The sequence below is a fragment of the Herbaspirillum sp. CF444 genome (genome assembly GCF_000282135.1).
GTDB lineage: Bacteria > Pseudomonadota > Gammaproteobacteria > Burkholderiales > Burkholderiaceae_D > Herbaspirillum.
On record NZ_AKJW01000009.1, the window covers coordinates 15,391 to 40,926 of the forward strand.

The 25,536-nt window shown below is 61.2% G+C and carries 23 protein-coding genes and 3 tRNA genes; 14 read left to right on the forward strand and 12 right to left on the reverse strand.

Going from position 1 to position 25,536, the window contains the following annotated elements; all coding sequences use genetic code 11:
* Positions 1–10: 10 nt before the first annotated feature.
* A complete protein-coding gene (locus PMI16_RS01435; protein ID WP_007875651.1) occupies positions 11–592 on the forward strand; it encodes a DJ-1/PfpI family protein in 582 nt (193 codons plus the stop codon).
* 81 nt (positions 593–673) lie between these two features.
* Here PMI16_RS01435 and PMI16_RS01440 read toward each other — a convergent pair whose 3' ends face one another.
* From PMI16_RS01440 to apbC, 7 genes are all read right to left on the reverse strand, one after another.
* Positions 674–1,465 (reverse strand): enoyl-CoA hydratase-related protein, encoded by a 792-nt coding sequence (locus tag PMI16_RS01440; protein WP_007875654.1) that lies wholly within the window; start codon positions 1,463–1,465, stop codon positions 674–676.
* Positions 1,466–2,230: 765 nt separating this feature from the next.
* Positions 2,231–2,306, reverse strand: a tRNA-Glu gene (locus PMI16_RS01445).
* A gap of 40 nt (positions 2,307–2,346) precedes the next feature.
* Positions 2,347–2,422: transfer RNA gene (locus PMI16_RS01450), tRNA-Glu, on the reverse strand.
* Positions 2,423–2,532: 110 nt separating this feature from the next.
* A tRNA-Ala gene (locus tag PMI16_RS01455) sits at positions 2,533–2,608 on the reverse strand.
* Positions 2,609–2,681: 73 nt separating this feature from the next.
* A complete protein-coding gene (gene gltX, locus PMI16_RS01460; protein ID WP_007875656.1) occupies positions 2,682–4,094 on the reverse strand; it encodes a glutamate--tRNA ligase in 1,413 nt (470 codons plus the stop codon).
* A 107-nt stretch (positions 4,095–4,201) separates the two neighbouring features.
* On the reverse strand, positions 4,202–4,630 hold the full coding sequence (locus tag PMI16_RS01465; RefSeq protein ID WP_007875657.1) for a DUF4399 domain-containing protein: 429 nt from the start codon (positions 4,628–4,630) through the stop codon (positions 4,202–4,204).
* Positions 4,631–4,734: 104 nt separating this feature from the next.
* Positions 4,735–5,823, reverse strand: a complete 1,089-nt coding sequence (apbC, locus tag PMI16_RS01470) for an iron-sulfur cluster carrier protein ApbC (RefSeq protein WP_007875658.1) — start codon at positions 5,821–5,823, stop codon at positions 4,735–4,737.
* Between the two features lie 219 nt (positions 5,824–6,042).
* Here apbC and metG point away from each other — a divergent pair, with 219 nt between their 5' ends.
* The 6 genes from metG to PMI16_RS01495 all read left to right on the forward strand — a co-directional run bounded on the left by metG (position 6,043) and on the right by PMI16_RS01495 (position 13,473).
* Positions 6,043–8,106 (forward strand): methionine--tRNA ligase, encoded by a 2,064-nt coding sequence (gene metG / locus PMI16_RS01475; protein WP_007875659.1) that lies wholly within the window; start codon positions 6,043–6,045, stop codon positions 8,104–8,106.
* A gap of 36 nt (positions 8,107–8,142) precedes the next feature.
* Positions 8,143–8,622: a GNAT family N-acetyltransferase gene (locus tag PMI16_RS01480; protein WP_034378813.1), complete on the forward strand. Its 480-nt coding sequence runs from the start codon at positions 8,143–8,145 to the stop codon at positions 8,620–8,622.
* Positions 8,623–8,814: 192 nt separating this feature from the next.
* Positions 8,815–9,861: a sugar-binding transcriptional regulator gene (locus PMI16_RS01485; RefSeq protein WP_007875661.1), complete on the forward strand. Its 1,047-nt coding sequence runs from the start codon at positions 8,815–8,817 to the stop codon at positions 9,859–9,861.
* On the forward strand, positions 9,858–11,396 hold the full coding sequence (gene glpD, locus PMI16_RS01490) for a glycerol-3-phosphate dehydrogenase (protein WP_007875663.1): 1,539 nt from the start codon (positions 9,858–9,860) through the stop codon (positions 11,394–11,396). The genes PMI16_RS01485 and glpD overlap by 4 nt, the downstream gene beginning before the upstream one ends.
* 1 nt (position 11,397) lies before the next feature.
* The gene (locus PMI16_RS25625) at positions 11,398–11,730 is read left to right on the forward strand and encodes a hypothetical protein (RefSeq protein WP_007875665.1); all 333 of its coding nucleotides are present in this window, start codon (positions 11,398–11,400) and stop codon (positions 11,728–11,730) included.
* A gap of 42 nt (positions 11,731–11,772) precedes the next feature.
* Positions 11,773–13,473 (forward strand): Na/Pi cotransporter family protein, encoded by a 1,701-nt coding sequence (locus PMI16_RS01495; RefSeq protein ID WP_007875667.1) that lies wholly within the window; start codon positions 11,773–11,775, stop codon positions 13,471–13,473.
* Positions 13,474–13,504: 31 nt separating this feature from the next.
* Here the strand turns inward: PMI16_RS01495 and PMI16_RS01500 are convergent, their stop codons facing one another.
* Positions 13,505–14,017, reverse strand: coding sequence for an outer membrane protein assembly factor BamE (locus PMI16_RS01500; RefSeq protein WP_007875669.1), 513 nt, complete (start codon positions 14,015–14,017; stop codon positions 13,505–13,507).
* Positions 14,018–14,102: 85 nt separating this feature from the next.
* Here PMI16_RS01500 and PMI16_RS01505 point away from each other — a divergent pair, with 85 nt between their 5' ends.
* The 4 genes from PMI16_RS01505 (at position 14,103) to PMI16_RS01520 (ending at position 16,976) form a co-directional block, all read left to right on the forward strand.
* The gene (locus PMI16_RS01505; protein WP_007875671.1) at positions 14,103–14,309 is read left to right on the forward strand and encodes a DUF3460 family protein; all 207 of its coding nucleotides are present in this window, start codon (positions 14,103–14,105) and stop codon (positions 14,307–14,309) included.
* A 9-nt stretch (positions 14,310–14,318) separates the two neighbouring features.
* Positions 14,319–15,185 carry a segregation and condensation protein A gene (locus tag PMI16_RS01510; RefSeq protein WP_007875673.1) on the forward strand — a complete coding sequence of 289 codons (867 nt, stop codon included), beginning with the start codon at positions 14,319–14,321 and terminating at the stop codon, positions 15,183–15,185.
* Between the two features lie 70 nt (positions 15,186–15,255).
* Complete coding sequence (gene panC, locus PMI16_RS01515) at positions 15,256–16,095, forward strand: pantoate--beta-alanine ligase (protein WP_007875674.1); 840 nt, start codon at positions 15,256–15,258, stop codon at positions 16,093–16,095.
* Positions 16,095–16,976: a cobalamin-binding protein gene (locus PMI16_RS01520; RefSeq protein ID WP_007875675.1), complete on the forward strand. Its 882-nt coding sequence runs from the start codon at positions 16,095–16,097 to the stop codon at positions 16,974–16,976. The genes panC and PMI16_RS01520 overlap by 1 nt, the downstream gene beginning before the upstream one ends.
* Here PMI16_RS01520 and PMI16_RS01525 read toward each other — a convergent pair.
* Together PMI16_RS01525 and PMI16_RS01530 are read right to left on the reverse strand one after the other, a co-directional pair.
* Positions 16,964–17,779: an ABC transporter ATP-binding protein gene (locus PMI16_RS01525; RefSeq protein ID WP_007875677.1), complete on the reverse strand. Its 816-nt coding sequence runs from the start codon at positions 17,777–17,779 to the stop codon at positions 16,964–16,966. The genes PMI16_RS01520 and PMI16_RS01525 overlap by 13 nt on opposite strands.
* Positions 17,776–18,759, reverse strand: coding sequence for a FecCD family ABC transporter permease (locus PMI16_RS01530; RefSeq protein WP_007875679.1), 984 nt, complete (start codon positions 18,757–18,759; stop codon positions 17,776–17,778). The genes PMI16_RS01525 and PMI16_RS01530 overlap by 4 nt, the downstream gene beginning before the upstream one ends.
* A 685-nt stretch (positions 18,760–19,444) precedes the next feature.
* On the opposite strand from PMI16_RS01530, the gene PMI16_RS01535 reads away from it, so the two are divergent.
* Positions 19,445–20,170, forward strand: coding sequence for a protein phosphatase CheZ (locus PMI16_RS01535; RefSeq protein WP_007875680.1), 726 nt, complete (start codon positions 19,445–19,447; stop codon positions 20,168–20,170).
* Complete coding sequence (locus tag PMI16_RS01540; RefSeq protein ID WP_034378799.1) at positions 20,170–22,095, forward strand: chemotaxis protein CheA; 1,926 nt, start codon at positions 20,170–20,172, stop codon at positions 22,093–22,095. Before PMI16_RS01535 ends, PMI16_RS01540 begins: the two co-directional genes overlap by 1 nt.
* Positions 22,096–22,186: 91 nt before the next feature.
* On the opposite strand, the gene PMI16_RS01545 is transcribed toward PMI16_RS01540, so the two are convergent.
* Complete coding sequence (locus PMI16_RS01545) at positions 22,187–23,500, reverse strand: chloride channel protein (protein ID WP_007875682.1); 1,314 nt, start codon at positions 23,498–23,500, stop codon at positions 22,187–22,189.
* Positions 23,501–23,557: 57 nt separating this feature from the next.
* Complete coding sequence (locus PMI16_RS01550; protein ID WP_007875683.1) at positions 23,558–24,499, reverse strand: CysB family HTH-type transcriptional regulator; 942 nt, start codon at positions 24,497–24,499, stop codon at positions 23,558–23,560.
* 196 nt (positions 24,500–24,695) lie between these two features.
* Here PMI16_RS01550 and PMI16_RS01555 point away from each other — a divergent pair, with 196 nt between their 5' ends.
* On the forward strand, positions 24,696–25,469 hold the full coding sequence (locus tag PMI16_RS01555) for a sulfite exporter TauE/SafE family protein (RefSeq protein WP_007875685.1): 774 nt from the start codon (positions 24,696–24,698) through the stop codon (positions 25,467–25,469).
* Positions 25,470–25,536 lie beyond the last annotated feature (67 nt).

Below are 25,536 nucleotides of genomic sequence, written 5' to 3' on the forward strand. Positions count from 1 at the left end.
GGAGATCAGCATGGCAGCAAAGAAGATTTTATTGTTGACCGGCGACTTTGCCGAAGATTACGAAACCATGGTGCCTTTCCAGGCGCTGCAAATGGTCGGTCATACCGTGCACGCCGTCTGCCCCGGCAAGAAGGCCGGCGACAAGATCAAGACCGCCATCCATGACTTTGAAGGCGACCAGACGTATACCGAAAAGCCCGGCCATCAGTTTGCCCTCAACGCCAGCTTCGACGACGTCGATCCGGCCAAGTACGACGCCGTCGTCATCGCCGGCGGCCGCGCGCCCGAGTATCTGCGCCTGGACGCCAAGGTGATCGCCATCGTGCGCCATTTCGCCGAAGCCAAAAAACCGATCGCCGCCGTGTGCCACGGTGCGCAGTTGCTGGCCGCAGCGGGCGTGATCGAAGGCAAGAAGATCTCGGCCTATCCGGCTTGCGCACCGGAGGTCAAACTGGCCGGCGGCCACTATGCCGAGATCCCGGTCGACAGCGCCGTCACCGATGGTAATTTCGTGACATCGCCTGCATGGCCGGGACATCCGGAATGGCTGGCGCAATTCCTCAAAGTGCTGGGCACGGAGATCAAGCTGTAGTCGATTTCCTTGTCATGAAAAAAAGCCGCCGTCTGCAATGGACGGCGGCTTTTTCTTTTTGATGCCGGCAAAGATGCCGGGTCAGTGTCTGGCAATCCAGCCGGGTTGCGTCTTTTCGAGGAAGGCGCGCAAGCCTTCCTTGCCCTCTTCCGAAGCGCGCAGGTCGGCGATCACGCCCGTGGTGTAGTCGCGCAGCGCCGGCGTGCACGGCAGCGGATTCTCCACCTGCGCCAGTTCCTTGGCGCGGCGCATGGCCTGCGGGCCGTTTGCCAGCAGCGTGACGACGATCTGTTCGGTCTTGGCGTCGAGTTCGGTCGCCAGCACCACTTCATGCACGAGATCGATGGCGGCGGCGCGAATGGCCGAGAAACGTTCTGCCGAGACGAAATAACGTCGCGCCTGCGAGACGCCGATCTTGGCGATCACATACGGGCTGATGACGGCGGGAGCAAGGCCGAGCTTGACTTCCGATAAAGCAAAGAACGCGTTGTCGCTGGCGATGGCGATATCGCAGCAGGCCACCAGGCCGACGCCGCCGCCCATGACCGTGCCCTGAATTTTAGCGACTGTCGGACAGGGAAAGTTGTTCAGGTTTTCCATCAGGGCCGACAACTGGTGCGCGTCCTTGATGTTGTCTTCGCGCGAAGCGTCGGCCATGCGGCGCATCCAGCCAAGGTCGGCACCGGCGGAAAAGGATTTGCCGGTGGAAGCCAGCACCAGGACTTTGACTTGTGCGTTATTCCTCGCCTGCGCGATCAAGTCGATCAGATGGGCGATCAGCAGGTCATCGAAGGCGTTGTGGACCTCGGGACGGTTCAGGGTGATGGTTGCTACCCCGCGCGCGTCGATGGCGAGATCTGCGGCTTGGCTCATGGTGGGCTCCTTCGGTGTTGGTTCTGCGCTTTGGGCGTCTGGTTTTGGTTGGGCTATCGGGAGATAGTAAAAGAAAAATGGAGTGGGTGGAATTTGAGGAGGGAGATTAACGGGAAATGGGGGGATGGGTTGTCTTTGGGAGGACAAAGTTTAAGTATTGAGGGAGATGCGCTGAAAAATTCCGTCTTGTCGTTCTCGCGAACGCGAGAATCCAGTGGCATTGCTGGTGGTGCATGCTCGCCATGCTAAGTCGTGGCGCGTGTGGGACGATGATGTTTTTTGTCTGACGGCGTTGACTGGCTGCCGCGTTTTATCGAACGGCGGGTTCGCCCGCTTTGCGGGCGCGCTGCTGGTTCCGGCTTTGCCGGAACTTCGCTGCTGTTCTTTGGCAATTTGATGACTGTGTTGGGTCGGAGTCAGCTTCGTCCGCTTTGCGGACGTGCTGCTGGTTTCGGCTTTGCCGAAACTTCGCTGCTTTTCTTTGATTGTTTGATGACTGCGTTGGATTTTGCGTCAGCTTCGTCCGCTTTGCGGACGTGCTCGTTTCGGCTTTGCCGAAACATTGCTGGTTGTTCTTGGGATAGCTTTTTTCGGCGTTGGCTCGACGGTTGGTTAACGAACGCTGCGCGTCCGCGGGATTCGCCTACCTTCGGCAGGCCGCGGTTTCGCCTGCAGGCGAAACCCTTCGAATCCCCCGCGTGATGTGCGCAGGCACATCACTTGGTGACGGCAAAAAAAATGCCCGCAAAGCGGGCATTTTTATTTTGGCGTCCCCAGGGGGATTCGAACCCCCGTACTCACCGTGAAAGGGTGATGTCCTAGGCCTCTAGACGATGGGGACAATTGTCCGTTTGCAGCAATTCAAATAATACCCGTAAAGCTGGCGTCCCCAGGGGGATTCGAACCCCCGTACTCACCGTGAAAGGGTGATGTCCTAGGCCTCTAGACGATGGGGACATCGCATACATCTGTCCCGCAGCTGTTACCGTATTACCGACTGTGTGGCATCACAGTTTATTACTCGCATTTACTGCTTTACTTCTACTACTCAGTTACTACTGAGTCGCTGGTGGAGGTAAGCGGGATCGAACCGCTGACCTCTTGCATGCCATGCAAGCGCTCTCCCAGCTGAGCTATACCCCCTTGCGAAGAAGCGAGATTATGCAACATGCATTGGTAAATAGCAAGAGGGTTTTCTGAAAAACCCTCTTCTTTATTACAAATAGTTTTGCAAACGCGCCAGCACGACTTCGCGGCCAAACAATTCCAGCACCGCATCAATCGCCGGCGTCTGCAACTGACCAGCAACGATCAGGCGCAAGGGCATCGCCAACAGCGGCATCTTCAACGTGTGGGCGGCGAGCACTTCCTTGATCATCGCGCCCAATGCGGCCTTGTTCCATTCCACCGTCGCGCAGCGCGCGGCGAAATCCTGCAGCGCCGGCTTGATGGCGTCGGTGATGTGTTGCGTCACCAATGCCGCATCCGGCGCGGGCTGGCGATAGAACATCATGACCGCCGGCCCCAGTTCGTTGACGGTGTTGGCGCGCTCTTTGAGCAGCGCGATGGTGTGCGCCAGTGCCGGTGCGCCGTCGAACCGTGCGCCCTCTTTTTCCAGCTGCGGACGCACCAGTGTCGCCAGACGCTCGTTGTCGGCCAGCTTGATGTAGTGGTTGTTGAGCCAAGCCAGCTTTTCCGGATTGAACTGCGCCGGCGACTTCGACAGGTGGTCGAGGTCGAACCATTCACAGAATTGTTCCATCGAGAAAATTTCTTCGTCGCCGTGACTCCAGCCCAGGCGCGCCAGATAGTTGAGCATGGCTTCCGGCAAGAAACCTTGCGCCGGATAGTCCATCACGCTGACCGCGCCGTGACGCTTGGACAGCTTCTCGCCGTCGGCGCCGAGGATCATCGGCACGTGGCCGTACAGCGGCAGCGTGCCGCCGAGCGCCTTCAGGATATTGATCTGGCGCGGCGTGTTGTTGACGTGGTCGTCGCCGCGGATGACGTGGGTGATCTTCATGTCCCAGTCATCGACCACGACGCAGAAGTTGTAGGTCGGCGTGCCGTCCGGACGCGCAATCACCAGGTCGTCCAGCTCGCGGTTGGAAATCGTGATCGGGCCCTTGACCACGTCGTCCCAGGTCACGTCGCCTTCGAGCGGATTGCGGAAACGCACGACCGGCTTGCGGCCTTCGGGAATCGCTGGCAAGGTCTTGCCGCGCTCAGGACGCCAGGTGCCGTCGTAACGCGGCTTCTCGCCGGCGGCGCGTTGGCGCTCGCGCATGGCTTCGACTTCTTCCGGCGAGGAATAGCAATGGTAGGCAGTGCCCTGCTGCAGCATTTCCGCCACCACTTCGCGATAACGGTCCATGCGCCTCATCTGGTAGAACGGACCTTCGTCATGTTCCAGCCCCAGCCACTGCATGCCGTCGATGATGGCCTGCACCGCTTCCGGCGTGGAGCGCTCCAGGTCGGTGTCTTCGATGCGCAGGATGAAAGTGCCGCCGAAACGGCGCGCATAGGCCCACGAAAACAAGGCCGTACGCGCGCCGCCGAGATGGAGATAACCGGTCGGGCTGGGCGCAAAACGGGTACGGACGGGAGTAGTAGGAGCTGTGGATGTCATGATAAATAAAAACGGCCTTGGAACGCCAAAGCCGTTGTCAGTCTGATCGGAAAGCCGTCATTTTACCGCGTCGGCCGCCGTCGTGGAATCCGGCGGCAGACCGACACTTACTTGACGGTGATGTTGATGGTCTTGCTCATCGCCGGGCCGTAGGACTGGTGAGCGCCGTCGCCGAACTGCATGGTCAGCGCGTACTTGCCGGGCGGCAGCGTGATCTTGGCTTCGGTCTGCCCCTTGCCGTAATGCAGGTGCGTGTCGTCCATCGGAATCGGCGCACCCTTGGGGATGGGGCCTGCGTTGATCAGCAAATGGTGATGACCGGTGTTGGGCGTCATGTCGCCGAGCGGCTTGATTTCCATGCCGGAAACGGCGAACTTGACGTCGAACGGACTGGTGACGGTTGCCCCATCCATCGGCGCAGTGAAAGACACGGAAGGCTCCGCCGCGCGGGCCGCCGAAGTCACCGATGCCGCCGAAGCCAGCAGCACGGCCGAACAGAACAAGGTTTGAATCAAACGCGATGCCAGGGGTGTCATTACATATCTCCTCGATACACTACATTGGTCAAAAATACAGCTGTGACGAAAAAGGCAAGATACGTCGGCGAGACCCGCAGGCGACGTCGGCATTGTCAGTCGCGTCAGTCGTTCTGGATCACGATGCTCGGGAACTTGCTGGTCATGTCCTTGGCTTTTTCCGCCACTTTGACAGCAACCTTGCGCGCAATGTTCTTGTAAATTTCCGCGACCGGTCCATTCGGCTCGGCCACCACGGTCGGACGGCCCGAATCGGTCTGCTCGCGGATCGCCATCGTCAGCGGCAAGGCGCCCAGGAAGTCGACGCCGAAGTCGGCGCACATCTTCTCGCCGCCGCCGCTGCCGAAGATCGCTTCGGCGTGACCGCAATTGGAGCAGATGTGGGTACTCATATTCTCGACGATGCCGAGGATGGGGATGCCGACCTTCTCGAACATCTTCAGGCCCTTGCGCGCGTCCAGCAGGGCGATGTCCTGCGGCGTCGTGACGATCACCGCGCCGGTGACCGGCACCTTTTGCGACAGCGTCAACTGTACGTCGCCGGTACCCGGCGGCATGTCGACGATCAGGTAGTCCAGATCGCGCCAGTTGGTCTGGTCGAGCAGCTGCTGCAAGGCCTGCGTGACGATCGGGCCGCGCCACACCATCGGTTCGTCCGGGTCGATCATGAAACCGATCGACGACACCTGCAAGCCGTGGTTCTCCAGCGGCTCCATGGTCTTGCCGTCCTTGGTTTCAGGCTTGGCATCGATTCCCAGCATCATCGGTTGCGACGGGCCGTAGATGTCGGCGTCGAGGATGCCGACACGCGCACCTTCAGCGGCCAGCGCCAGCGCCAGGTTGGCGGCGGTGGTCGATTTGCCGACGCCGCCCTTGCCGGAAGCCACGGCGATGATGTTCTTGACGTTGGACTTGAGCTTGATGCCGCGCTGCACGGCATGCGCGACGATCTTGAAATAGACGTTGGCCTTGACCGAGCCGACACCGGCCACGCCCTGCACGGCGGCCTCGGCGGCGCTGCGGATCGATTCGATCTGGCTGTTGGCGGGATAGCCCAATTCGACGTCGAAGGCGACGTTGGCGCCGTCGAGCTGGATGTTCCTGACCGATTTTCCCGCGACCAGATCCTTGCCGGTGTTGGGATCGATGACTTGGGAAAGCGCTGTTTTGACTGATTCGGTGGTGATGCTCATTACCTCTCCTTGATAGACATGCGCAAGTCTAAACTAATCGGGCCGCCCCCACCGGCGGATCGGAAAAGCCTCTGCAGCAAAAAATTACCATTCAGACATCAAAGTCCGGCCCTGAGGAGCCGCGTTTGCGCCTTGTTTGTCCATCAACCCTGCGCCAAAGGCCCCGCGACTGCTAAAATGACCCTCTTTTCTCCATTACCCACCCAGCAAGCATTGCCAATGAGCACTTCATCGCCACGCCAACTTTTCGTTACCACCGCCCTCCCCTACGCCAACGGCGCGTTCCACATCGGCCACATCATGGAATACATCCAGGCCGACATCTGGGTCCGGTTCCAACGAATGCAGGGCCATGAAGTCCATTTCGTCGGCGCCGACGATGCGCACGGCGCACCGATCATGATTGCAGCTGAAAAAGCCGGCGTGACGCCGCAGCAGTTCGTCGCCGACATCGCGGCCGGCCGCAAGCAATACCTGGACGGCTTCCATATCGCCTTCGACAACTGGAGTTCGACCGACAGCCAGGAAAACCACCAGCTGTCGCAAGACATCTACCGCGCGCTGCGCGACGACGCCAGGCTGATCACGACCAAGACCATCGACCAGTTCTTCGACCCGGTCAAGAGCATGTTCCTGCCGGACCGCTACATCAAGGGCGAATGCCCGAAGTGCGGCACCAAGGACCAATACGGCGACTCCTGTGAGAACTGCAGCGCCGTGTATGCGCCGACCGACCTGAAGAATCCGTACTCGACCCTGTCCGGCGCGACGCCGGTGATGAAGTCGTCGGAACACTTCTTCTTCAAGCTGTCCGATCCGAAGTGCGTGGCCTTCCTGCGCGAATGGGCGCTCGACAACAACCGCCTGCAACCGGAAGTGGCCAACAAGTGCCGCGAATGGCTGGACGGTGAAAGTGGCCTGGGCGACTGGGACATCAGCCGCGACGCCCCCTATTTCGGCATCGAAATCCCGGATGCACCGGGCAAGTACTTCTACGTCTGGCTGGATGCGCCGATCGGCTACCTGGCTTCGCTGAAAAACTACTTCGGTAAAACCGGTCGCGACTTCGACGCCTTCATGGCCGACGACAAGACCGAGCAGTATCATTTCATCGGCAAGGACATCACCTATTTCCATACGCTGTTCTGGCCCGCCATGCTCAAGTTCGCCGGTCGCAAGACGCCGACCAACGTGTTCGCGCACGGCTTCATCACGGTCAGCGGTGAAAAAATGTCGAAGTCCCGCGGCACCGGCATCTCGCCGCTGCGCTACCTCGACATCGGCATGAACCCGGAATGGCTGCGCTACTACATCGCCGCCAAGCTCAACGCCAAGGTGGAAGACGTCGACTTCAACCCGGACGATTTCGTCGCGCGCGTCAATGCCGACCTGATCGGCAAATACGTCAACATCGCCAGCCGCGCCGCCGGTTTCATCGCCAAGCGTTTCGACGGCAAACTGTCGACCTCATGGGCAACCGACGACGACGCTTTCCTCGCCAAGTTGCGCGGCATCGCGCCGGAAATCCTGGCGCTCTACGAGCAACGCGAATACGGCAAGGCCCTGCGCGCCATCATGGAGCAAGCCGACGTCATCAACGCCTACGTCGACGCCAACAAGCCGTGGGAACTGGCCAAGGACACGGCCAAGGACGCGCAACTGCACGAAGTCTGCAGCCGCCTGCTGGAAGCCTTCCGCATCCTGACCGTCTACCTGAAGCCGGTGTTGCCGCAACTGGCCGCGCAAGTGGAAGGCTTCCTCAAGGTCGCGCCGTTCGCCTGGGCCGACGTGCAAACAGCGCTGCCCGACGGTCACATCATCAACGCTTACGCCCACCTGATGCAACGCGTCGATCCGAAGATGCTGGACGCGCTGTTCGATGCGCCTGAAGCCGCCGCTGCTCCTGCAGAAACAGCGGACGCCGGCATCGAAGAACTGGCGCCTGAAATCAGCATCGACGATTTCGCCAAGATCGATCTGCGCATCGCCAAAATCGTGAACTGCGAAGCCGTCGAAGGTTCGACCAAGCTGCTGCGCCTGACGCTGGACGCCGGCGAAGGCCGCATGCGCAACGTGTTCTCCGGCATCGCTTCGGCCTACAAGCCGGAAGAGCTGGTCGGCAAACTGACGGTGATGGTCGCCAACCTGGCGCCGCGCAAGATGAAGTTCGGCATCTCCGAAGGCATGGTGCTGGCGGCTTCGGCCAAGGACGAAAAAGCCAAGCCGGGCATCTACGTACTGAATCCGTGGCCGGGCGCCGAGCCGGGCATGCGGGTTCGTTAATCCATTACGGTCAATACGGCGCACTCCATGTCAGACATCGATCTCCTGATCCGCGAAGCCACCGTCGACGATGCCGAACTCATCGCCGAACTGACGCGCGGCAGCTGGGCCAACAAGGTGGCGCCCAGCTCCAGCGGCCACCGCGAAGACCCGAAACGCGTGGCCGAAGACCTGCAGCGCGGCGGCGGCTTCGTGCTGCTGCGCGACAACGTGCCGGCCGGATCGGTGCGCTGGTTGCCGCTGGATACCGAACTCGGCGTCTGGGAAATCCTGCGCATGGGCATCCTGCCGCCCCATCGCGGCGAACGCCTGTCGCAGCATCTGATGGAGGCCCTGATCCATCGCGCGCTGGCCGCCGACATCGGCGAACTGCGACTGGCGGTCAGGACCGATCAGGAACAACTGCTCGACGTCTACGCCGCCTTCGGTTTCGAAATCGCGCCGGAGCTGGAATACACCCGCGCCAATCCGATGGAGCCGGCGCCGATCGTGATGCGCCGCTGGCTGCGCAACTAAACAAACACTCTTATTTGAAGCCGTTGTCCGCCCGCACCTGCCGGCGTACAGCGGCTTTTTTTACGCCCGGACATCTTCGAGCGGCCTGCGGCGGACAAAGCCACACAAGCCGGACGCCGCGCTTGATTTATCCGGCCGACTGCATTATTGTACAAACGTTCAACACAAAAGATCATTTGTTCATACAAAAACATGGCAACAGCAGATCGCCACAGCGTCGCGCATTCGGCCGTCCGCGTCGCGCGCCTGTATTATTTCCAGAACATGACCACCGCCGCCATCGCGGAAGAGATCGGCACCTCGCGCGCCACCGTCTCGCGACTGCTGTCCTACGCCATGGAAAACGGCCTGGTCGAGATCCGCGTGCATGATCCGCTGGAACTGTCCGGCAATCTCGAAGCCACCATCAGGAAGCACCATCCGCTGCGCTCGATCCAGGTCGTGCCGGTGCCGGCATCGGCCAACGAGCGAGAAAGCAGGCAGCGCGTCGCCGCACATACCGCGGCCTACCTGAACTCGCTGGTGCTGCCCTCCACCGTCATCGGTCTGGCCTGGGGCAATATGGTCGCCGCCGTCGCCGACAACCTGGTGCCCAAACACGTCCATGGCGTCGCCGTGGTCCAGCTCAACGGCTCCGGCGCCGGCGCCAACATCGGCAACACCTTCGGCGAGTCCATCGTTTCGCGCTTCGCGCAGAATTACGGCGCGCAGGCGCACAGCTTTCCGGTGCCGGCCTTTTTCGACTATGCCGACACGCGCGACGCGCTCTGGCGCGAACGCAGCGTCAAAGCCATCCGCACCTTGCAGAGCAATGCCTCCATCCTGCTGTTCAGCATCGGCGCGGCGGAAACCGGCAGCCACGTCCATACCGGCGGCTACCTTGACAAGCATGACCGGCAAGACCTCCTCAAAGACGGCGTGGTCGGCGACATCGCCACGGTGTTCTTCCGCGAAGACGGCAGCTGGCGCGACGTCGCGTTGAACGCGCGCAGCAGCGGCCCGGACCTGGATCGCTTCCAGAGCGCGGCGCATGCGATCTGCGTGGTCAGCGGCAAGGGCAAGATTCCGGGCCTGCGCGCGGCGCTGCTGGGCGGCTACATCAACGAACTGGTGATCGACGAACCGACCGCCAGGTTGCTGGTGGAAGAGCTGGAACAACAGGAACAGCAAGAAGAAGCAACTGCGGCAACAGATACCGCAACCAACAATAAAACCCATCGCAAGCGAACAAAGCAATGACCTCAGCGACTCCTGCAATCAATCCTGACATCTACGACCTCCTGATCATCGGCGGCGGCATCAACGGCGCCGGCGTGGCGCGCGACGCGGCCGGGCGCGGCCTCAAGGTGGCCCTGTGCGAACAAAACGACTTCGCCGGCGCCACCTCGTCGGCCAGCACCAAGCTTATCCATGGCGGCCTGCGTTATCTCGAATATTACGAATTCCGCCTGGTCGCCGAAGCGCTGGCGGAGCGCGAACATCTGCTCAATATCGCGCCGCACATCGCCTGGCCGCTGCGCTTCGTCATGCCGCATGTCCAGGGCCTGCGCCCGCGCTGGATGATCCGCCTCGGCTTGTGGCTGTATGACCATATCGGCGGCCGCATCACGCTGCCGCATTCGCAAGCCATCGCACTCGACCGCATGGGCGCGCCCAGCGGCCTGCGCGCCGACATCACGCGCGGCTTCGCCTATTCCGACGCCTGGGTCGACGATGCACGGCTGGTCATCCTGAACTTGCTGAGCGCACAGGAACATGGCGCCGACATCCTTGCCCGCACCCGTCTCGTCGACGCCAAACGCCACAACGGCATGTGGCAATGCGAACTGGAAAACACCATCACCGGCGCGCGCCGGAACCTTACCGCACGCGCCGTCGTCAATAGCGCCGGCCCCTGGGTCGCGAAGATGGACCTGCTGCTCAATCCGACCGAGCAAGGCAGCAAGCATGCCGCCGTCAAGCTGGTGCGCGGCAGCCATATCGTCGTGCCGCGCCTGTTTGAAGGCGAACATGCCTACATCCTGCAAAACGACGACAAGCGCATCGTCTTCATGATCCCTTACGAAGACAAGTTCACATTGATCGGCACCACCGACGTCCCGCAAGAAAACATGGACAACGGCGCCAAGATCAGCACGAAAGAGGAAGCCTACCTGTTGCGTGCGGTCAATCAGTATCTTGCCCTGCCCATCGCCCACTCGGATATCGTCTGGCGCTACGCCGGCGTGCGCCCCTTGTTCGACGACGAATCCGACGATCCGTCCGCCGTCACGCGCGACTACACGCTGGTACTGCAGGATGCGGAAAACATCCCCTGCGTGTCGGTCTATGGCGGCAAGATCACTACCTACCGCCGTCTGGCGGAATCGGTGCTGGACAAACTCGCGCCGTGGACGACAACGCGCCGCGGTTCGTGGAGCAACCAGGAAGCCTTGCCCGGCGGCCAATTCAAGCGCGCCGACCGCGCCCGGGAACTGGATTACCTGAAAAAGAAATACGCGCAGCTCGACGCGCATTTCCTGACGCGCCTGTTCGGCCGCCATGGCCGCAATGCGCACGAGATCCTGAAAGAGGCACAGACGCCGGCCGAACTGGGCCGCGATTTCGGCGGCGGACTGGTGCAACGCGAAGTCGACTACCTGATCACCCACGAATGGGCTTGTCAGCCGGACGACATCCTGTGGCGCCGCACCAAGTGCGGCCTGCACATGAGCCAACAGCAGCGCGCCGATTTTGCCATCTGGTTCAACGAACGCTGTCCACGACGGAGTTGACATGAAACCCTTGAGCCAACTGCCGGAACAACACATCCGTTCCCGGAATAGCGGGCGCCTTGCTGTACGCGAAAAAACCATGCACGAAGTTCCTGGCTGCACGATTGCTTCAAAGCAGTTCTGCCGCCGGTATGACCTGGCGATTGATTTCTGCGAAAATCTCCCTGTTTTTGAATTTTATGTAATCGATTACATCTCAAGAATGATGGAAGATGCAGACATGACCGCCAGGATCAGCTTGAGCCATGTCAGCGGCCGGTGCGGCAACGCCGGCAAAATTTTGCCGGCCGGCTCTCGCATTCGCCCAGTTTCATCGCGTACCGGCCTGGTGTAACTGCGTCGGATTCGTCGAGCTGACTCAACATTTTTCGGAGCCATGACCACTTTACTCAACCTGCTCTCTGCATTGGCCCTTTTAGTCTGGGGCACCCACATCGTGCGCACCGACGTGCTGCGCGTGTACGGGGCGCAGCTGCGTCGTATTCTGAGCACCAGCATCAGGCGTCGCAGTCTCGCTTTCCTTGCCGGCGTCGGCGTCACCAGCCTGGTCCAGAGCAGCAACGCCACCGCCGTCATCGTCTGCTCCTTTGTGGCGCAAGGCCTGGTCAGCCTGACGCCGGCGCTGACCATCATGCTCGGCGCCGATGTCGGCACGGCGCTGATGACGGGCGTGCTGAGTTTCGATTTGTCGTGGATTTCTCCCCTGCTCATTTTCGGCGGCGTGGTGGTTTACCTGTCGCGTCGACATACCTCGGTCGGTCGCATCGCGCGCGCGGTGATCGGCCTCGGCCTGATCCTGCTGGCGCTGGAAATGATCACCGCCGCCACGCGTCCGATGATCCAGGGCGCGGGCATCAAGGTGCTGTTCTCGACGCTGACCGGCGACATCGTCCTTGATGCGCTGATCGGCGCCATATTCGCGATGCTGACCTATTCCAGTCTCGCGGCCGTCCTGCTGGCGGCGACGCTGGCGACGTCCGGCATCATTTCGCTGAAGGTGGCCTTGTGCCTCGTGATCGGCGCCAATCTGGGCAGCGGCATCCTGGCCTTGCTGACGGCCGCCAGCCAGAATGTCGCCGGACGGCGCGTGGCGCTGGGCAGCATGCTGTTCCGGCTATCCGGTGCGATCGTCGTGCTGCCCTTCATCAACTATCTGGAAGTGTGGATCGCGCTGCTGACCAAGGATTTGCGCTTCGGCGTGGTGGCCTTCCACGTGCTGTACAACACCGTGCGCTGCGGCCTGCTGCTGCCGCTGGTCGATCCGATGGCCCGGCTGTGCACGCGCCTGCTGCCGGAATCCCAAAAGGACGACGACGCCGCCATCGTGGCGCGCCATCTCGATCCGGCCGCCATCGATACGCCGTCGCTCGCGCTGGCCAATGCCTCGCGCGAAGTACTGCGTATCGGCGACCTGATCGAAAAGATGCTGCTGAGCCTGCTGCCGGTGATCCGCGACAACGACCAGTTGCGCGCGCAACAGATACGCAAACTCGACGACGTCGTCGACAAACTCTACACGGCGGTGAAGATGTACCTTGCGCGCGTGTCGCGCGAAGAACTGAATGCAAAAGAAGTACGCCGCTGGACCGACATCGTCACGCTGACCATCAACCTGGAACAGGCCGGCGACATCATCGAACGCATCGTCAAGGGAATCGAGAACAAGAAGATTGCGCCGCAACGCAGCTTCTCCGACGCCGGCATGACCGAAGTCTGCGAAATGCATGCGCGCCTGGTGGCCAGTTTGCAGCTGGGATTGTCGGTGTTCCTCGACGGCGACCTGAAGAGCGCGCAAAAACTGCTGGCCGAGAAAGAAGCCTTCCGCGATCTCGAACGCGCCTATTCCAAGACGCATCTGATCCGCCTCGCCGGCGAAACACAGCAAAGCATTGAAACCAGCTCGCTGCATCTGGACCTGATCAGCGACATGCGCCGCATGCATTCGCTGTTCTGCTCGACGGCTTATTCGGTGCTGGACGACGCCGGCATGCTGCGCAAGAGCCGCATGAACATCGGCGACGATCCCGTGGTGGTGCAAGCGCGGCAGGAATTCGGCGACTACTCGCACCCGCCCTGATTTCCCGGGCGCCTGATATCGATCAATGCGCTCAGTGCCCTGAAATCTCCGAAATCGACATGCGCACGACCTTGCCGGTCTGCATGTCGAAATGCACGTTGAACAGGCGTTCTTCGTGGACGTGCTGGTACTTCCAGTCCCACACTTCTTCCTGCTTGCGCGCAAACGGCACCACCGTGCGCGGGCGACCGAGCATGTTGCGCACTTCGTCGCGCGTCATGCCCTTTTGCACCTTGTCGAAGTTTTCGTCCGTCAGCACTTGTTGATAGTCCGTCAATTTCCCGTCCGGTCCGATGCGAAACATCCAGGTGCGCACGCCCTGCGGCCCCTTCGGGTATTCCAGAATGCGTTCTCCGCTCTCCTCGCGCACGCTGTCGGGCTGCCCCATGACGCCGCGCACGTCGGCCTCGGTCGAGACGCCTTTATTCAACTTGTCCAAGCCAAACTCCTGTATGGGGTTGCCGTCACGGTCGCATCCCGGCGCCAGCACTGTCGCGCAAGCAGCCATGCACCACGCCGCCACCCTGTTTCTCATCGTTGCCATCTTTGCGCCTGTCATCCTATTCGGGCTTCAAGACAGGGTAGAATAGCGTCTATTAGCCAGTTAACAAGAATTTCCAGGAAAAATCATGTTCTTCAGCAAACTTTTCACCTCGTACGAATCGGAAGCCACCAAGTTCATCGCCGAACTCAAGGAAAAGAATCCGAAACTGGAAGAACAACAACGCGCCGGCCGCGCCCTGCTGTGGGACAAGGCGCCTCTGAATCTGGACACGACCGCACGCGACAAGGACTCCCGCGTCAAGCAACAACCCTACGTCTACCAAAACCATTAATTCGCCAGCATGATCGAAAACGCCGGGAATCAATCCTCCGACGCTGCTGAACTGACGCTGGCAGGCCAGCCGGACACGACGCCGGATGTGGTCGATGGCGTCGCTTTCGCCAAACTGTACGGTGAGCCGCTGTTCAAGCTGCCGACCGACCTGTACATCCCCCCGGACGCACTCGAAGTGTTCCTGGAAGCCTTCCAGGGTCCGCTGGATCTGTTGCTGTACCTGATCCGCAAGCAAAACTTCAATATCCTCGATATCCCGATGGCGCAGGTCACCCTGCAGTATCTGGAATACGTCGATCAGATCCGCCAGCACAACCTTGAGCTGGCTGCCGAATATCTGCTCATGGCCGCGATGCTCATCGAGATCAAGTCGCGCATGCTGTTGCCGGTCAAGAAAGCCGACACCGGCGAAGAGGCCGAAGATCCCCGCGCCGAGCTGGTGCGCCGCCTGCTGGAGTACGAGCAGATGAAACTGGCCGCGCAGGAACTCGATTCGCTGCCGCAAGTCGGCCGCGACTACGTGCGCACGCAAGTGTACGTCGAGCAAACCGTGGTCACCCGCTGGCCCGACGTCAATCTCGACGATCTGCAATCGGTGTGGAGCGACATCATGCGTCGCGCCAAGCTCACCGCCCACCACCACATCAGCCGTGAAGAGCTGTCGGTGCGCGAACACATGACCGGCATCCTGCGCCGCCTGCAATCGGCGCGCTTCGTCGAATTCGCCGACCTGTTCGATCCGATGCGCGGCGTGCCGGTAGTGGTGGTCAACTTCATCGCCCTGCTCGAACTGGCCAAGGAAACCCTGATCGAGATCACCCAGGCCGAAGCCTTTGCCCCGATTTACGTGCGGCTGTCGTACTCGCCGAGCTGATTTTTCAGCTCGCCGTATTTGCTCAGTCTTTGCTCAGCCCGCCTTCGTACTCCACTCAAAGAAACACAACATGAAAATCATCTCGTCCATCGAAGAACTGCGCGACCAACTGCGCGGTCAGCTGCGCACCGCCTTCGTCCCGACCATGGGCAATCTGCACGAAGGCCATCTGTCGCTGATGCGCCTGGCCCGCACGCACGGCGATCCGGTGGTGGCGTCGATTTTCGTGAACCGCCTGCAGTTCGGACCGAACGAGGATTTCGACAAGTATCCGCGCACCTTCCAGGCCGACGTCGAAAAGCTGGAAAAAGAAGGCGTCTACGTCCTGTTTGCGCCGACCGAAAAAGATCTCTATCCGGAACCCCAGGAATACCGCGTGCAGCCGCCGGACGACCTCGGCAACATCCTGGAAGGCGAATTCCGCCCCGGCTTTTTCACCGGCGTCACGACGGTGGTGCTCAAGCTGTTCTCCTGCGTGCAGCCGCGCGTGGCCGTGTTCGGCAAGAAGGATTACCAGCAGTTGATGATCGTGCGCAACATGGCGCGCCAGTTTGCCCTGCCGACCGAAATCATCGCCGCCGAAACCTGGCGCGCCGACGACGGCCTGGCACTGTCGTCGCGCAACGGCTATCTGTCCACCGATGAACGCGCCGAAGCGCCGGCGCTCTACAAGGCGCTCAATCAGGTCGCCGATGAAGTGCGTGGCGGCCACCTGGATGTTTCCCAACTTGAGCGCAAGGCCATGGATGCATTGGCGCAGCGCGGCTGGCAACCGGATTACATCTCGATCCGCAAACGCATGGACCTGCAACCGCCGTCGGCCGGCGACCTGGCGCAAGGCGAAAAGCTGGTCGTGGTCGCCGCTGCAAAACTCGGCAAGACGCGCCTGATCGACAATCTGGAAATCTGATGCGGCATGGCCTGACGGCGTTGCTGCCGATCCTGCTCTGCTCCGGCAACGTGGCGGCAGGCGTCGCCGTCAAGGATGATCTCGGCAACGACATCCGCCTGGAGCGCCCGGCGCACCGCATCGTCAGCCTGTCGCCGCATACGACCGAACTCCTCTACGCAGCAGGTGCCGGGGCTTATGTGATCGGCGTCAGCAACTACAGCAACTATCCTCCCGCTGCGCAGCAAATCGCTTCCATCGGCCGCATCGGCGCGGTCGACATCGAAAAAATCCTCACCCTCAAACCCGACCTGATCGTTGCCTGGCATAGCGGCAATTCGGCGGTGCAATTGCAGAAGCTGCGTTCTTTCGGCATACCGGTATTTGAAAGCCAGCCGGCCGACTACGCGACGATCGCGACCTCGCTGGAACGGCTGGCGGCGCTGAGCGGCACCGACAACGAAGGCAACAGGGCCGCAGCCGATTTCCGCGCACGCTGGCAAGCCTTAAGCCGGACTTATCGCGATCGCAAACCGGTCAGCGTGTTCTATCAGGTCTGGGGACAGCCGCTGATGACGCTCAACGGCAAGCACATGGTCTCGGATGTGTTGCGCACCTGCGGCGGCAATAATATCTTCGCCGGATTGCCGCAGCTGGCGCCCACCGTCAGCATCGAAGCCGTCATCGCCGCCGATCCCGACGCCATCCTCGCGCCCGATGACGTCAAGGATCATCCGCTGGACAACTGGCGGCATTTCGGCAAGCTGAAGGCGGTCGCGGCGGACACGCTATTCACCGTCAATGCAGACTGGCTCAATCGTCCGGGACCGCGCATCCTCGATGCCACCGAAGAAGTCTGCAAAATCCTCGACACCGTGCGAACCCGTCGTCAGCTCAGGTAGCGATCCGCTTGCGCCGGTGACGAAGCAGGCATCAGCCATCTTCCGGCCGCGGATTCCACGATGTCGAAATCACAGCCATAGACGGCTTTCAATATTTCAGGACGCAGCATATCTGCCACCGTCCCCTGCCAAACACGTTTTTCCGCAATCAATAAGACGTGCGTGGCAAACCGCGCCGCCAGATTGATGTCGTGCATGCTCGCAACGACGGCATGGCGCTCGTCGGCCAGCGCGCGCAGGATGCGCATCACCCGCTGCTGCGCGGCGACGTCCTGATGCGAGGCCGGCTCATCGAGCAGATACAGTTGCGGCGCCTGCAGCAGCAAGGTCGCCATCTCGATGCGCTGACGCTCGCCGCCGGACAAACGCATCACGTCCGCATCGGCATGCGCTTCCATCCCCAGTCGGAAGAGCGCGCGCAACGCCGCTTCGCGGTCGGCGGCAGAAGGCCATCCCCAACCCGTGCGGTAAGGGTGCAAACCCGCCATGACGCAGTCGAGCACGCTGCAGGAAAATGCATCGACCTGCTGTTGCGCCTGCAGGCCGCGCCATCGCGCCAGTTGCCTTGGCGTCGCTTGCGCAATGTCGCCCTCCGGCGAACGCACGCACCCGCCTGCCGGCGGCAACAAACCTGCAATGGCATGCAACAAGGTGCTTTTACCGATGCCGTTCTTGCCCAGCACGCACCAGAATTCACCGGCATGAACCTGCCAGTCGAGCTGTTCCAGCAAGCTTGTACCGCCCGCGCGCAGTGTCAGTTTGTCGGTGCTGAGCAAGACGTCCGTCGGCATCGCAACCATCATGCGCGGCTCCGCCCCAGCAACCAGAGAAACAGCGGCACGCCGATCAGTGCGGTAATCACGCCGACCGGCAATTGCGTCGGCGCGACGATCGTGCGCGCCGCCAGATCGGCCAGGGCAAGACCGCCGCCACCCGCCAATGCGGCCGCCGGCAGCAACACGCGCTGGTCGTTGCCGATCAGCAGGCGCAAGCCGTGCGGCACCACCAGACCGACAAAACCGATCGTGCCCGCCATCGTCACGGCGGCAGCCGTCGCCAGCGACGCCGCGCACAAGCTTGCCACGCGCAGGCGCACGACCGATACGCCCAGCAGTTGCGCGAAGCTCTCGCCGCGCGCCAGCAGGTTCAGACGCGGCGCATTCCACATCGACCACAGCAAAACGACCAGCGCGACCAGCGCGGCAACCGGCAGGAAGCGGCTGTCTTCCAGATCGCCCATGAGCCAGAACACCATGCCGCGCAATTGCGCATCCGCCGCCAGCGTCAGCACCAGCGTAATCACGGCGCCGAACCCGGCGGCGAGCATCACGCCGGTCAACAACAAACGATGACCGGCGGCCATCGGCGACAAAGGAAGGCGACGCAAGGATTTGCCGACCAGGCCGAACAGCAGCATGATCGCGAGACCCGCGCCAAGCGCCGCGCCGACGGCGGCAATATTCTGGCGCGGCACGCTGATGGAAGCGGCCAGCAGCATCGCCAGCAACGCTCCCGCAGCCGAGCCGCCCGAAACACCGAGCACATAAGGTTCCGCCAGAGGATTGCGCAACAGGACCTGCATCAGCGCCCCCGCCATCGCCAGCAAGGCACCGACCGTGAACGCCGTCAGCGCGCGCGGCACGCGCAGTTGCAGCAACATCGCGATGTTGTCCGGATCGCCGTTCAGACGCAGGCAACCGCTGCTGCCGCACAGGGCGGACAGGACGAGCGCCAGCCCGGCGAGCAGCGCCAGGCAGGAAAGCAGCAAGATTGCTCGGCGCATGAAGTCCTTGGAAGTCGACGTCGGAAGTTGTAACGGGCGGTGAATTTTACTGCACGACCGCTATCCGGACAGATGCTGTCGGCGTACGGCTGGTATCCGGATTGCTAGCCGGCAAAAAATGGCCGAAAAAACAACAAGCCTGCCGGCTGCCATGCCTTCCCGTGCGCCCTTGCTTGCAACAAGCCCGGGCAAATTGACCGCCGATGCGAATGCGCCGGCGAACACCAAAACGGCGCAATTGTATGCGGCAACGCCACGCCCGGCAATCTGTGGTGACAAACGAAGCGCCCTTGCAGTAAGATTGTCCGCAAACCAACAACATTGGTCATAACGTCATTGAAATGGGGAATTTTCATCGCTTTTTAGCCGATGGAGCAGCTTGACAGGGACTTATAATCCGTTCAACAAATAGCGGAAGTCCGCCTTGACCGAGGCGTGACGTGGGGAATTCAGCAACAGAAGACATCCAATACAGCAAGCGAATGCAGCGTCCGGGTTGCCTACAGGTTTGTTTTTCCCGGCCGATATGCATTGACGACATGAATTGCCTGAGCCATCCGTCTGAACAGGAGCTTCTATCACCGAACCATCTCGTCGAACCCCCATGTAATTCAGTTGTGACAGATTGTCTGCATCTGCGACAGAAGCAAATAACGCATCAAATTTGTATGGAGAAAAGAAGATCATGAGTGACGATGTTGATTTAGAGGCACTATTCGACGAGATTTCGGCGCAATCGCTGCCTGCTGCGACTGCAGCAGCGGCCCCCGCCTCCGCCTCGTCCGCGAGCCCGGCTGCATCGCTGGAAGATCAGTCCGACAAACCCATGTACGAACGTCTGGGCGGCATCGTCCGCCTGCTGCACGACTCCATGCGCGAACTCGGCTACGACCGCTCGCTGTCGGATGTCGCGTCGCAGATCGGCGACGCTCAGGGCCGCCTGGAGCACGTTGCGACACTGACCGAACAAGCCGCCAACAAGGTGCTCAATTCGATCGATGCCGGCATGCCAGCCCAGGACGCGCTAGCCAGCAAGGCCAAGGACATCGACGATCGCTGGAGCCGCCTGTTTGCAGGCCAGATGACCATCGACGAATTCAAGAACCTGGCAAACGACTCCAAAAAATTCTCCACCGCCGTGATCGAAGCCACCGAGGTCGAAAAGGCCCGCATGCTGGAAATCATGATGGCGCAGGACTTCCAGGACATCACAGGCCAGTTGATCAAGAAGATCGTCAGCATCACCGCCGTGGCGGAACGCGAACTGGCGCAGCTGCTGCGCGACAACGCGCCGCCGGAAGTCAAGGCGGCGATTGAAAAGCCGGTAGAGTTGCTGAACGGCCCTTCCTCGCCAGGCTCGGCCATGGTGCAGAATGATGTGGATGACTTACTCGCTAACCTGGGGTTCTAATGGATGACGAAATGCTCAAGGATTTTGTCGTTGAGGCCTTGGACCTCGCGACTAACGTTGAAGAGCATCTGCTGACTCTTGAACGGCATCCTGACGACCTGGAAATTCTCAACGCGGTTTTCCGCGCCTTCCATACCATCAAGGGTGGTGCGGGCTTCGTCAATCTGCCGGCCATGGTATCGGCCTGTCACTTGACGGAAAACCTGTTCGACGCCCTGCGTACCGGCAAAGCGTCGGTCACGCCGCTGGCGATCGAAGCGGCGTTGCAGGCCAGCGGTTTTGTCGCCGATCAGCTCAATGAGCTGTCCAACGGCGCCGATCCTGCCAGCCTGGCTTCCATGCCGCAAGATCTGGAAGACATTCTGACGCAAGCCATTGAAGGCAATGCGGCGGCACCTGCAGCTGCGCCTGCCGCGGCTCCGGTTGCTGTTGCTGCTGCTCCGGCAGTGGCTGCGGCCCCTTCCGCCGTCTCCACGCCTTCCGCCAACGGCGGCGCCAGCGTTCTCGGCGCAGATGGTTCGCTCGACTGGAATGCGCTCTATCAGGCAGTTTCCGGCGGCGCGGGCGATGTGCCGGCAAGTGCATCCGCTGTCGCCGCTGCGCCTGTTGAAGCTGACGCAGCGCCTGAAGAAAGCCCGGCTGCCTCCAGCCATCCCAAATCGCTGCCGTCGGCCACGCCGAAACCTGCCGCGCCCGCAGCAGCACAGGGCCGCCGCGCTACCGACAACCAACCCGGCGGCGGCAAGGAAGAAAGCATCCGTATCGATGCCGGCAAGCTCGACGCACTGCTGGAAGTGGCAGGCGAATCGGTGCAAGCCGCCAACCAGGCGGCCGTGCTGCTGGAAAAGCTGCAACAGTTCAAGTTCGAAGGCACCGCCGCTTCGCTGATGTCGACGCTGGCCGAAACCCTGGGCCGCGCTTCGCGCTACTCCAGCGAACTGCAGCGCGCCACGTTGTCGACGCGCATGCAACCGGTCGGCCGCCTGTTCCAGAAGTTCCCGCGACTGGTGCGCGAACTGGCCAAGGACCTGGGCAAGGACGTCGACCTGGCGATCTCCGGTGCCGAAACCGAAGTCGACCGCGTCGTCGTGGACAGTCTCTACGATCCGCTGGTCCACATGCTGCGCAACTCGCTCGACCACGGTATCGAAACCGATCGCGGCGCTGCCGGCAAGCCGAACAAGGCAACCATTTCGCTCAAGGCATGGCAGGAAGCCAGCAGCGTCATGATTGAAATCTTCGACGACGGCAAGGGCATGGATCCCGATTTCCTGCGCAAGAAGGCAATCGGCAAGGGACTGATCGGCGAACACGAAGCGCAAAGCCACGACGAAGCACTGCAACTGGTGTTCCTGCCGGGCTTCTCGACCAAGGAAGTGGCGTCGAGCGTATCCGGCCGCGGCGTCGGCATGGATGTGGTGAAGACTGCGGTGGAAAAACACCGCGGCACGATCCGCATCGATTCGACGCTGGGCGTCGGCACCCGCTTCTCGATCCGTTTGCCGATCGAATTGTCGATCATCCCGACCATGCTGGTGCGCACCGCCGGTGCGGCGCTGGCCTTGCCGATGGCAGTCGTGGAACGCGTGGTGGAATTGCCGGCCGACTTCGACGAAGTCGGCGGCGCGCCGGTGTTGCGCGATCAGGGTCGTCCGTTGCCGGTGCATTCGCTGGCCGGCGTGCTCGGCTATGAACCGGGCAGCGAACGCGTCGGCATCGTCATGGCCGTGCCGCATCCGTACATCCTCGGCGTCGAAGCGGTGGAAGGCACCGCCGACCTGGTGATCAAACCGCTGACCGCGATCCAGACCAACGGCATCACCGGTACCGCGCGCTCTGCAGAGGGCGAACTGGTGCTGGTGGTCGGCCTGTCCTTCCTGCTGGAAGGCTGCCGCTCCTCCGTCAAGGCTGTCGCACAAGTCTGAGCAGGAAGCCGGGAAACAAACTGAAAAAGCCGGGGCCGTTCGCGGTCTCGGCTTTTTTACGACCAGACGCAATGCTCAGTTGAGGCAATCCTCAATGATGCGGCTGTGCGTAGCGTTCAGAGAGCGCCTCATACAACGGCGGCGCGAAGAAGCGCGACACGCGGCTGGCCAGCAAGGCTGTCGCCATCAATGAGATCACCAGGGCATGGCCGTTGATCATTTCCATCACGATCACGAAGGCGGTGATCGGCGATTGCGTCACCGCCGCCAGGTACCCCACCATCGCCAGCGCAATCAGCATCGACAGCGAGGTGTGATCGAACACCATGTGCAGCAAGTTGCCGAAGCCGGCGCCGATCGACAGCGACGGCGCAAAAATGCCGCCTGGAATACCCGGCAGGTAAGAGCCCACCATCGACGCCATCTTGGCCAGCGGATACCACGCCGACAATTGCGTCTGCTCGGTCAGCAAGCCCTTGGCTTCGGCATAGCCGCTGCCGAAGGTCACGCCGCCGGCGCACACGCCGACGATCGCCACGATCAGCCCGCACAATGCGCCGAACACGACCGGACGCTCCGCGCGCAAGGTGCGCAACGGCGCGGGAATCCATTTGTGCGTGTTGAGCAGCAGCCAGCAAAAGATGCCGCCGGCCACGCCCATCAGGACGCCGCTGACGACCACGGCGACGATCAGCTCGCGCGCGCTGTCATTGCCGGCATTGATCGTGCCGAAATAGGTGTAGTTGCCGTTCAGCCCGAGGGCGACGACACCTGCAAAAATGATGGTGGTGATGACGATGCCGCTGGCGCGCTGCTCGAAGTTGCGCGACAGCTCTTCGATCGCAAAGACGATGCCGGCCAACGGCGTGTTGAAGGCGGCCGACAGACCGGCGGCGGCGCCGGCCAGGATCAGGCGTTTTTCCAGCAAGGCGCTGGGACGCGGGTAAAAACGCCGCATCTGGAACATCAACGCCGCCCCCACCTGCACCGTCGGCCCTTCACGTCCGATGGTGAAGCCGCCGAGAATGCCGAGGAAGGACACGCCGATCTTGCCGGCAAGGATCTTCAAGGACAGCAGCTTGGGCGCGCGCTTGGCGTGCAACTCGCCCTCTTCGCCGAGCGAAGCGATGACCTGCGGAATGCCGCTGCCCTCGGCGCCCTGAAAGAAACGCCGCGTCAACCACACGCACAAGGCGCTCATGGCCGGCGTCAGGATCAGCGGCAACCATTCGTGGCCGCGCTGCATCATGCGGAACATCGCAAAGCCGAAATCGATCAGCCAGGCATACATTACCGCCACCAGACCGACCAGCACCGCGCCCGTCCAGAGTATCCCGTATTGCAACCAGAGCCGGCGCACACGGCGCAAGGTGTGGCCGTGCAGGCCGGCAAGCATTCGCATCATTGCATCAGTTCCGGATCATCGGCCTGCATTGCTGCAAGCCGACGCAGTCAAAATTCGTCACAGTTCGTACATGTCCTTCTCGCCTTCCATGACCTGTGCGATCAACTTGCGATTCAGGGTCGGGGCGAGCAATTCGATGAAGGTGTAGACGTAGCTGCGCAGGTAGGCGCCCTGCTTCAAAGCCACGCGCGAGACATTGGTGCCGAACAGATGACCGGCGGGAATCGAGCGCAACCCGCGGTCGCGGTCGCCGTCGAAAGCCATGCCGGCGATGATGCCCACGCCCATGCCGAGCTCGACATAGGTCTTGATGACGTCGGCGTCGATGGCTTCCAGCACGATATCCGGTTTCAGGTCGCGCAGGCTGAAGGCGTGGTCGATCTTGCTGCGGCCGCTGAAGGCGGCGTCGTAAGTGATCAACGGATAGCCGGCGATTTCTTCCAGCGACAGGTTCTTGGACTTGAGCAAGGGATGCTCGGGCGGCACCACGACCACATGCTCCCATTGATAACATGGCAAAGAGACAAGTCCCTCGCCCGAGGCCAGCGCTTCGGTGGCGATGGCGATGTCGGCCTGGTCGTTGCGCACCATCTCGGTAATCTGTTTTGGATTGCCTTGCAGCAACGACAACCTGACCTTTGGATACTTCTGCGTGAAGGCCTGCACCACCTTCGGCAGCGAATAGCGCGCCTGGGTGTGCGTGGTGGCGATGGTGAAGCTGCCGCTGTCGTGGGCGGCGAATTCCTTGCCGATGCGTTTCAAGCCGTCGACTTCCTGCATGATCAGTTCGACCGAGCGCAACACCGCGCGCCCCGGTTCGGTCAAGCCGCGGATACGCTTGCCGTGACGCGTGAAGATGTCGACGCCGAGTTCTTCTTCCAGCTCAATGATTGCCTTGGAGACACCCGGCTGCGAGGTGTACAACGCCTTGGCGGCTTCGGTGAGGTTGTAGTTTTGCCTTACCGCCTCCCTGACGAAGCGGAATTGATGCAGATTCATGACCTGTCCTTCTGTATGTTCAGAACCTGTTCAACGTCTGTAGCGAGAGGTCTCATGGCCTCGCAGCAAGACTTTCAACAGGTTTTTCAGCGACTGTATTTGCATATGCCGAATGTGCATATAAGCAAATAAATAGTAAGTAGTTTGGTTTGGAGCCTAAGTTTATTACGATTCGACCTGTTATAGACGAGGTGTTATGACTGTTTCTTATGTAGTCAGCGGATTTGCTGTGGGATTGCTGGTCGGATTGACCGGGGTCGGCGGCGGCTCGCTGATGACCCCCTTACTGACGCTGCTGTTCGGCATCCACCCCAGCGTGGCGGTCGGCACGGACCTGGCCTTTGCTTCGGCGACGAAGACGGCCGGGACGTTTGCGCATCGTTTCAAAGGCACCGTGCGCTGGGATATCGTGCGCCGCCTGTCCTACGGCGCGCTGCCTGCGGCCGTTGTCGCCACCCTGCTGCTCAAGCATTTCGGCGCCGTCAGCGACGGCATCAGCCAGGTCATCCGCTATTCCATCGCGGTGTCGGTTTTCCTGACCGTGATTGCCTTGCTGTTTAAGAGTAAACTTCAGGCATGGCTGAATGCCCATCCGGAGCGCCACCTGCAAGGCCGGCAACTGGCAAATGCCACCATCGCCGCAGGCGCGGTACTCGGCATCCTGGTAACGATTTCGTCGATCGGCGCGGGTGCCGTCGGCGCTACCTTGCTGGTGCTGCTCTACCCGCGTTTGTCGCCCGCCGAGATCGCCGGCACCGATATCGCTTATGCGGTGCCGCTGACGGCCATCGCCGCATTCGGCCACTGGTGGCTGGGCTCGATCGACTGGAACCTGCTGGGCGCCTTGTTGCTGGGTTCCGTGCCGGGCATCACCATCGGTTCGCTCGCTGCGCGGGCGGTGCCGGAGAAGTTTTTGCGCGGCCTGCTGGCAGTTACGCTGACGAGCGTTGCCCTTAAGCTGGTTTTTTGAGTTTCAGGCCTTTATTTTTTAATCACACGGAGTCTCGACTGCAAGATTCCGACAAGACGTTAACAGG

Coding starts and splice junctions, on each gene's coding strand:
- PMI16_RS01435 (WP_007875651.1), top strand. CDS start 11: ATGGCAGCAAAGAAGATTTTATTGTTGACCGGCGACTTTGCCGAAGAT.
- PMI16_RS01440 (WP_007875654.1), bottom strand. CDS start 1,465: ATGAGCCAAGCCGCAGATCTCGCCATCGACGCGCGCGGGGTAGCAACC.
- gltX (WP_007875656.1), bottom strand. CDS start 4,094: ATGACATCCACAGCTCCTACTACTCCCGTCCGTACCCGTTTTGCGCCC.
- PMI16_RS01465 (WP_007875657.1), bottom strand. CDS start 4,630: ATGACACCCCTGGCATCGCGTTTGATTCAAACCTTGTTCTGTTCGGCC.
- apbC (WP_007875658.1), bottom strand. CDS start 5,823: ATGAGCATCACCACCGAATCAGTCAAAACAGCGCTTTCCCAAGTCATC.
- metG (WP_007875659.1), top strand. CDS start 6,043: ATGAGCACTTCATCGCCACGCCAACTTTTCGTTACCACCGCCCTCCCC.
- PMI16_RS01485 (WP_007875661.1), top strand. CDS start 8,815: ATGGCAACAGCAGATCGCCACAGCGTCGCGCATTCGGCCGTCCGCGTC.
- glpD (WP_007875663.1), top strand. CDS start 9,858: ATGACCTCAGCGACTCCTGCAATCAATCCTGACATCTACGACCTCCTG.
- PMI16_RS25625 (WP_007875665.1), top strand. CDS start 11,398: ATGAAACCCTTGAGCCAACTGCCGGAACAACACATCCGTTCCCGGAAT.
- PMI16_RS01495 (WP_007875667.1), top strand. CDS start 11,773: ATGACCACTTTACTCAACCTGCTCTCTGCATTGGCCCTTTTAGTCTGG.
- PMI16_RS01500 (WP_007875669.1), bottom strand. CDS start 14,017: ATGGCAACGATGAGAAACAGGGTGGCGGCGTGGTGCATGGCTGCTTGC.
- PMI16_RS01505 (WP_007875671.1), top strand. CDS start 14,103: ATGTTCTTCAGCAAACTTTTCACCTCGTACGAATCGGAAGCCACCAAG.
- PMI16_RS01510 (WP_007875673.1), top strand. CDS start 14,319: ATGATCGAAAACGCCGGGAATCAATCCTCCGACGCTGCTGAACTGACG.
- panC (WP_007875674.1), top strand. CDS start 15,256: ATGAAAATCATCTCGTCCATCGAAGAACTGCGCGACCAACTGCGCGGT.
- PMI16_RS01520 (WP_007875675.1), top strand. CDS start 16,095: ATGCGGCATGGCCTGACGGCGTTGCTGCCGATCCTGCTCTGCTCCGGC.
- PMI16_RS01525 (WP_007875677.1), bottom strand. CDS start 17,779: ATGATGGTTGCGATGCCGACGGACGTCTTGCTCAGCACCGACAAACTG.
- PMI16_RS01530 (WP_007875679.1), bottom strand. CDS start 18,759: ATGCGCCGAGCAATCTTGCTGCTTTCCTGCCTGGCGCTGCTCGCCGGG.
- PMI16_RS01535 (WP_007875680.1), top strand. CDS start 19,445: ATGAGTGACGATGTTGATTTAGAGGCACTATTCGACGAGATTTCGGCG.
- PMI16_RS01540 (WP_034378799.1), top strand. CDS start 20,170: ATGGATGACGAAATGCTCAAGGATTTTGTCGTTGAGGCCTTGGACCTC.
- PMI16_RS01545 (WP_007875682.1), bottom strand. CDS start 23,500: ATGATGCGAATGCTTGCCGGCCTGCACGGCCACACCTTGCGCCGTGTG.
- PMI16_RS01550 (WP_007875683.1), bottom strand. CDS start 24,499: ATGAATCTGCATCAATTCCGCTTCGTCAGGGAGGCGGTAAGGCAAAAC.
- PMI16_RS01555 (WP_007875685.1), top strand. CDS start 24,696: ATGACTGTTTCTTATGTAGTCAGCGGATTTGCTGTGGGATTGCTGGTC.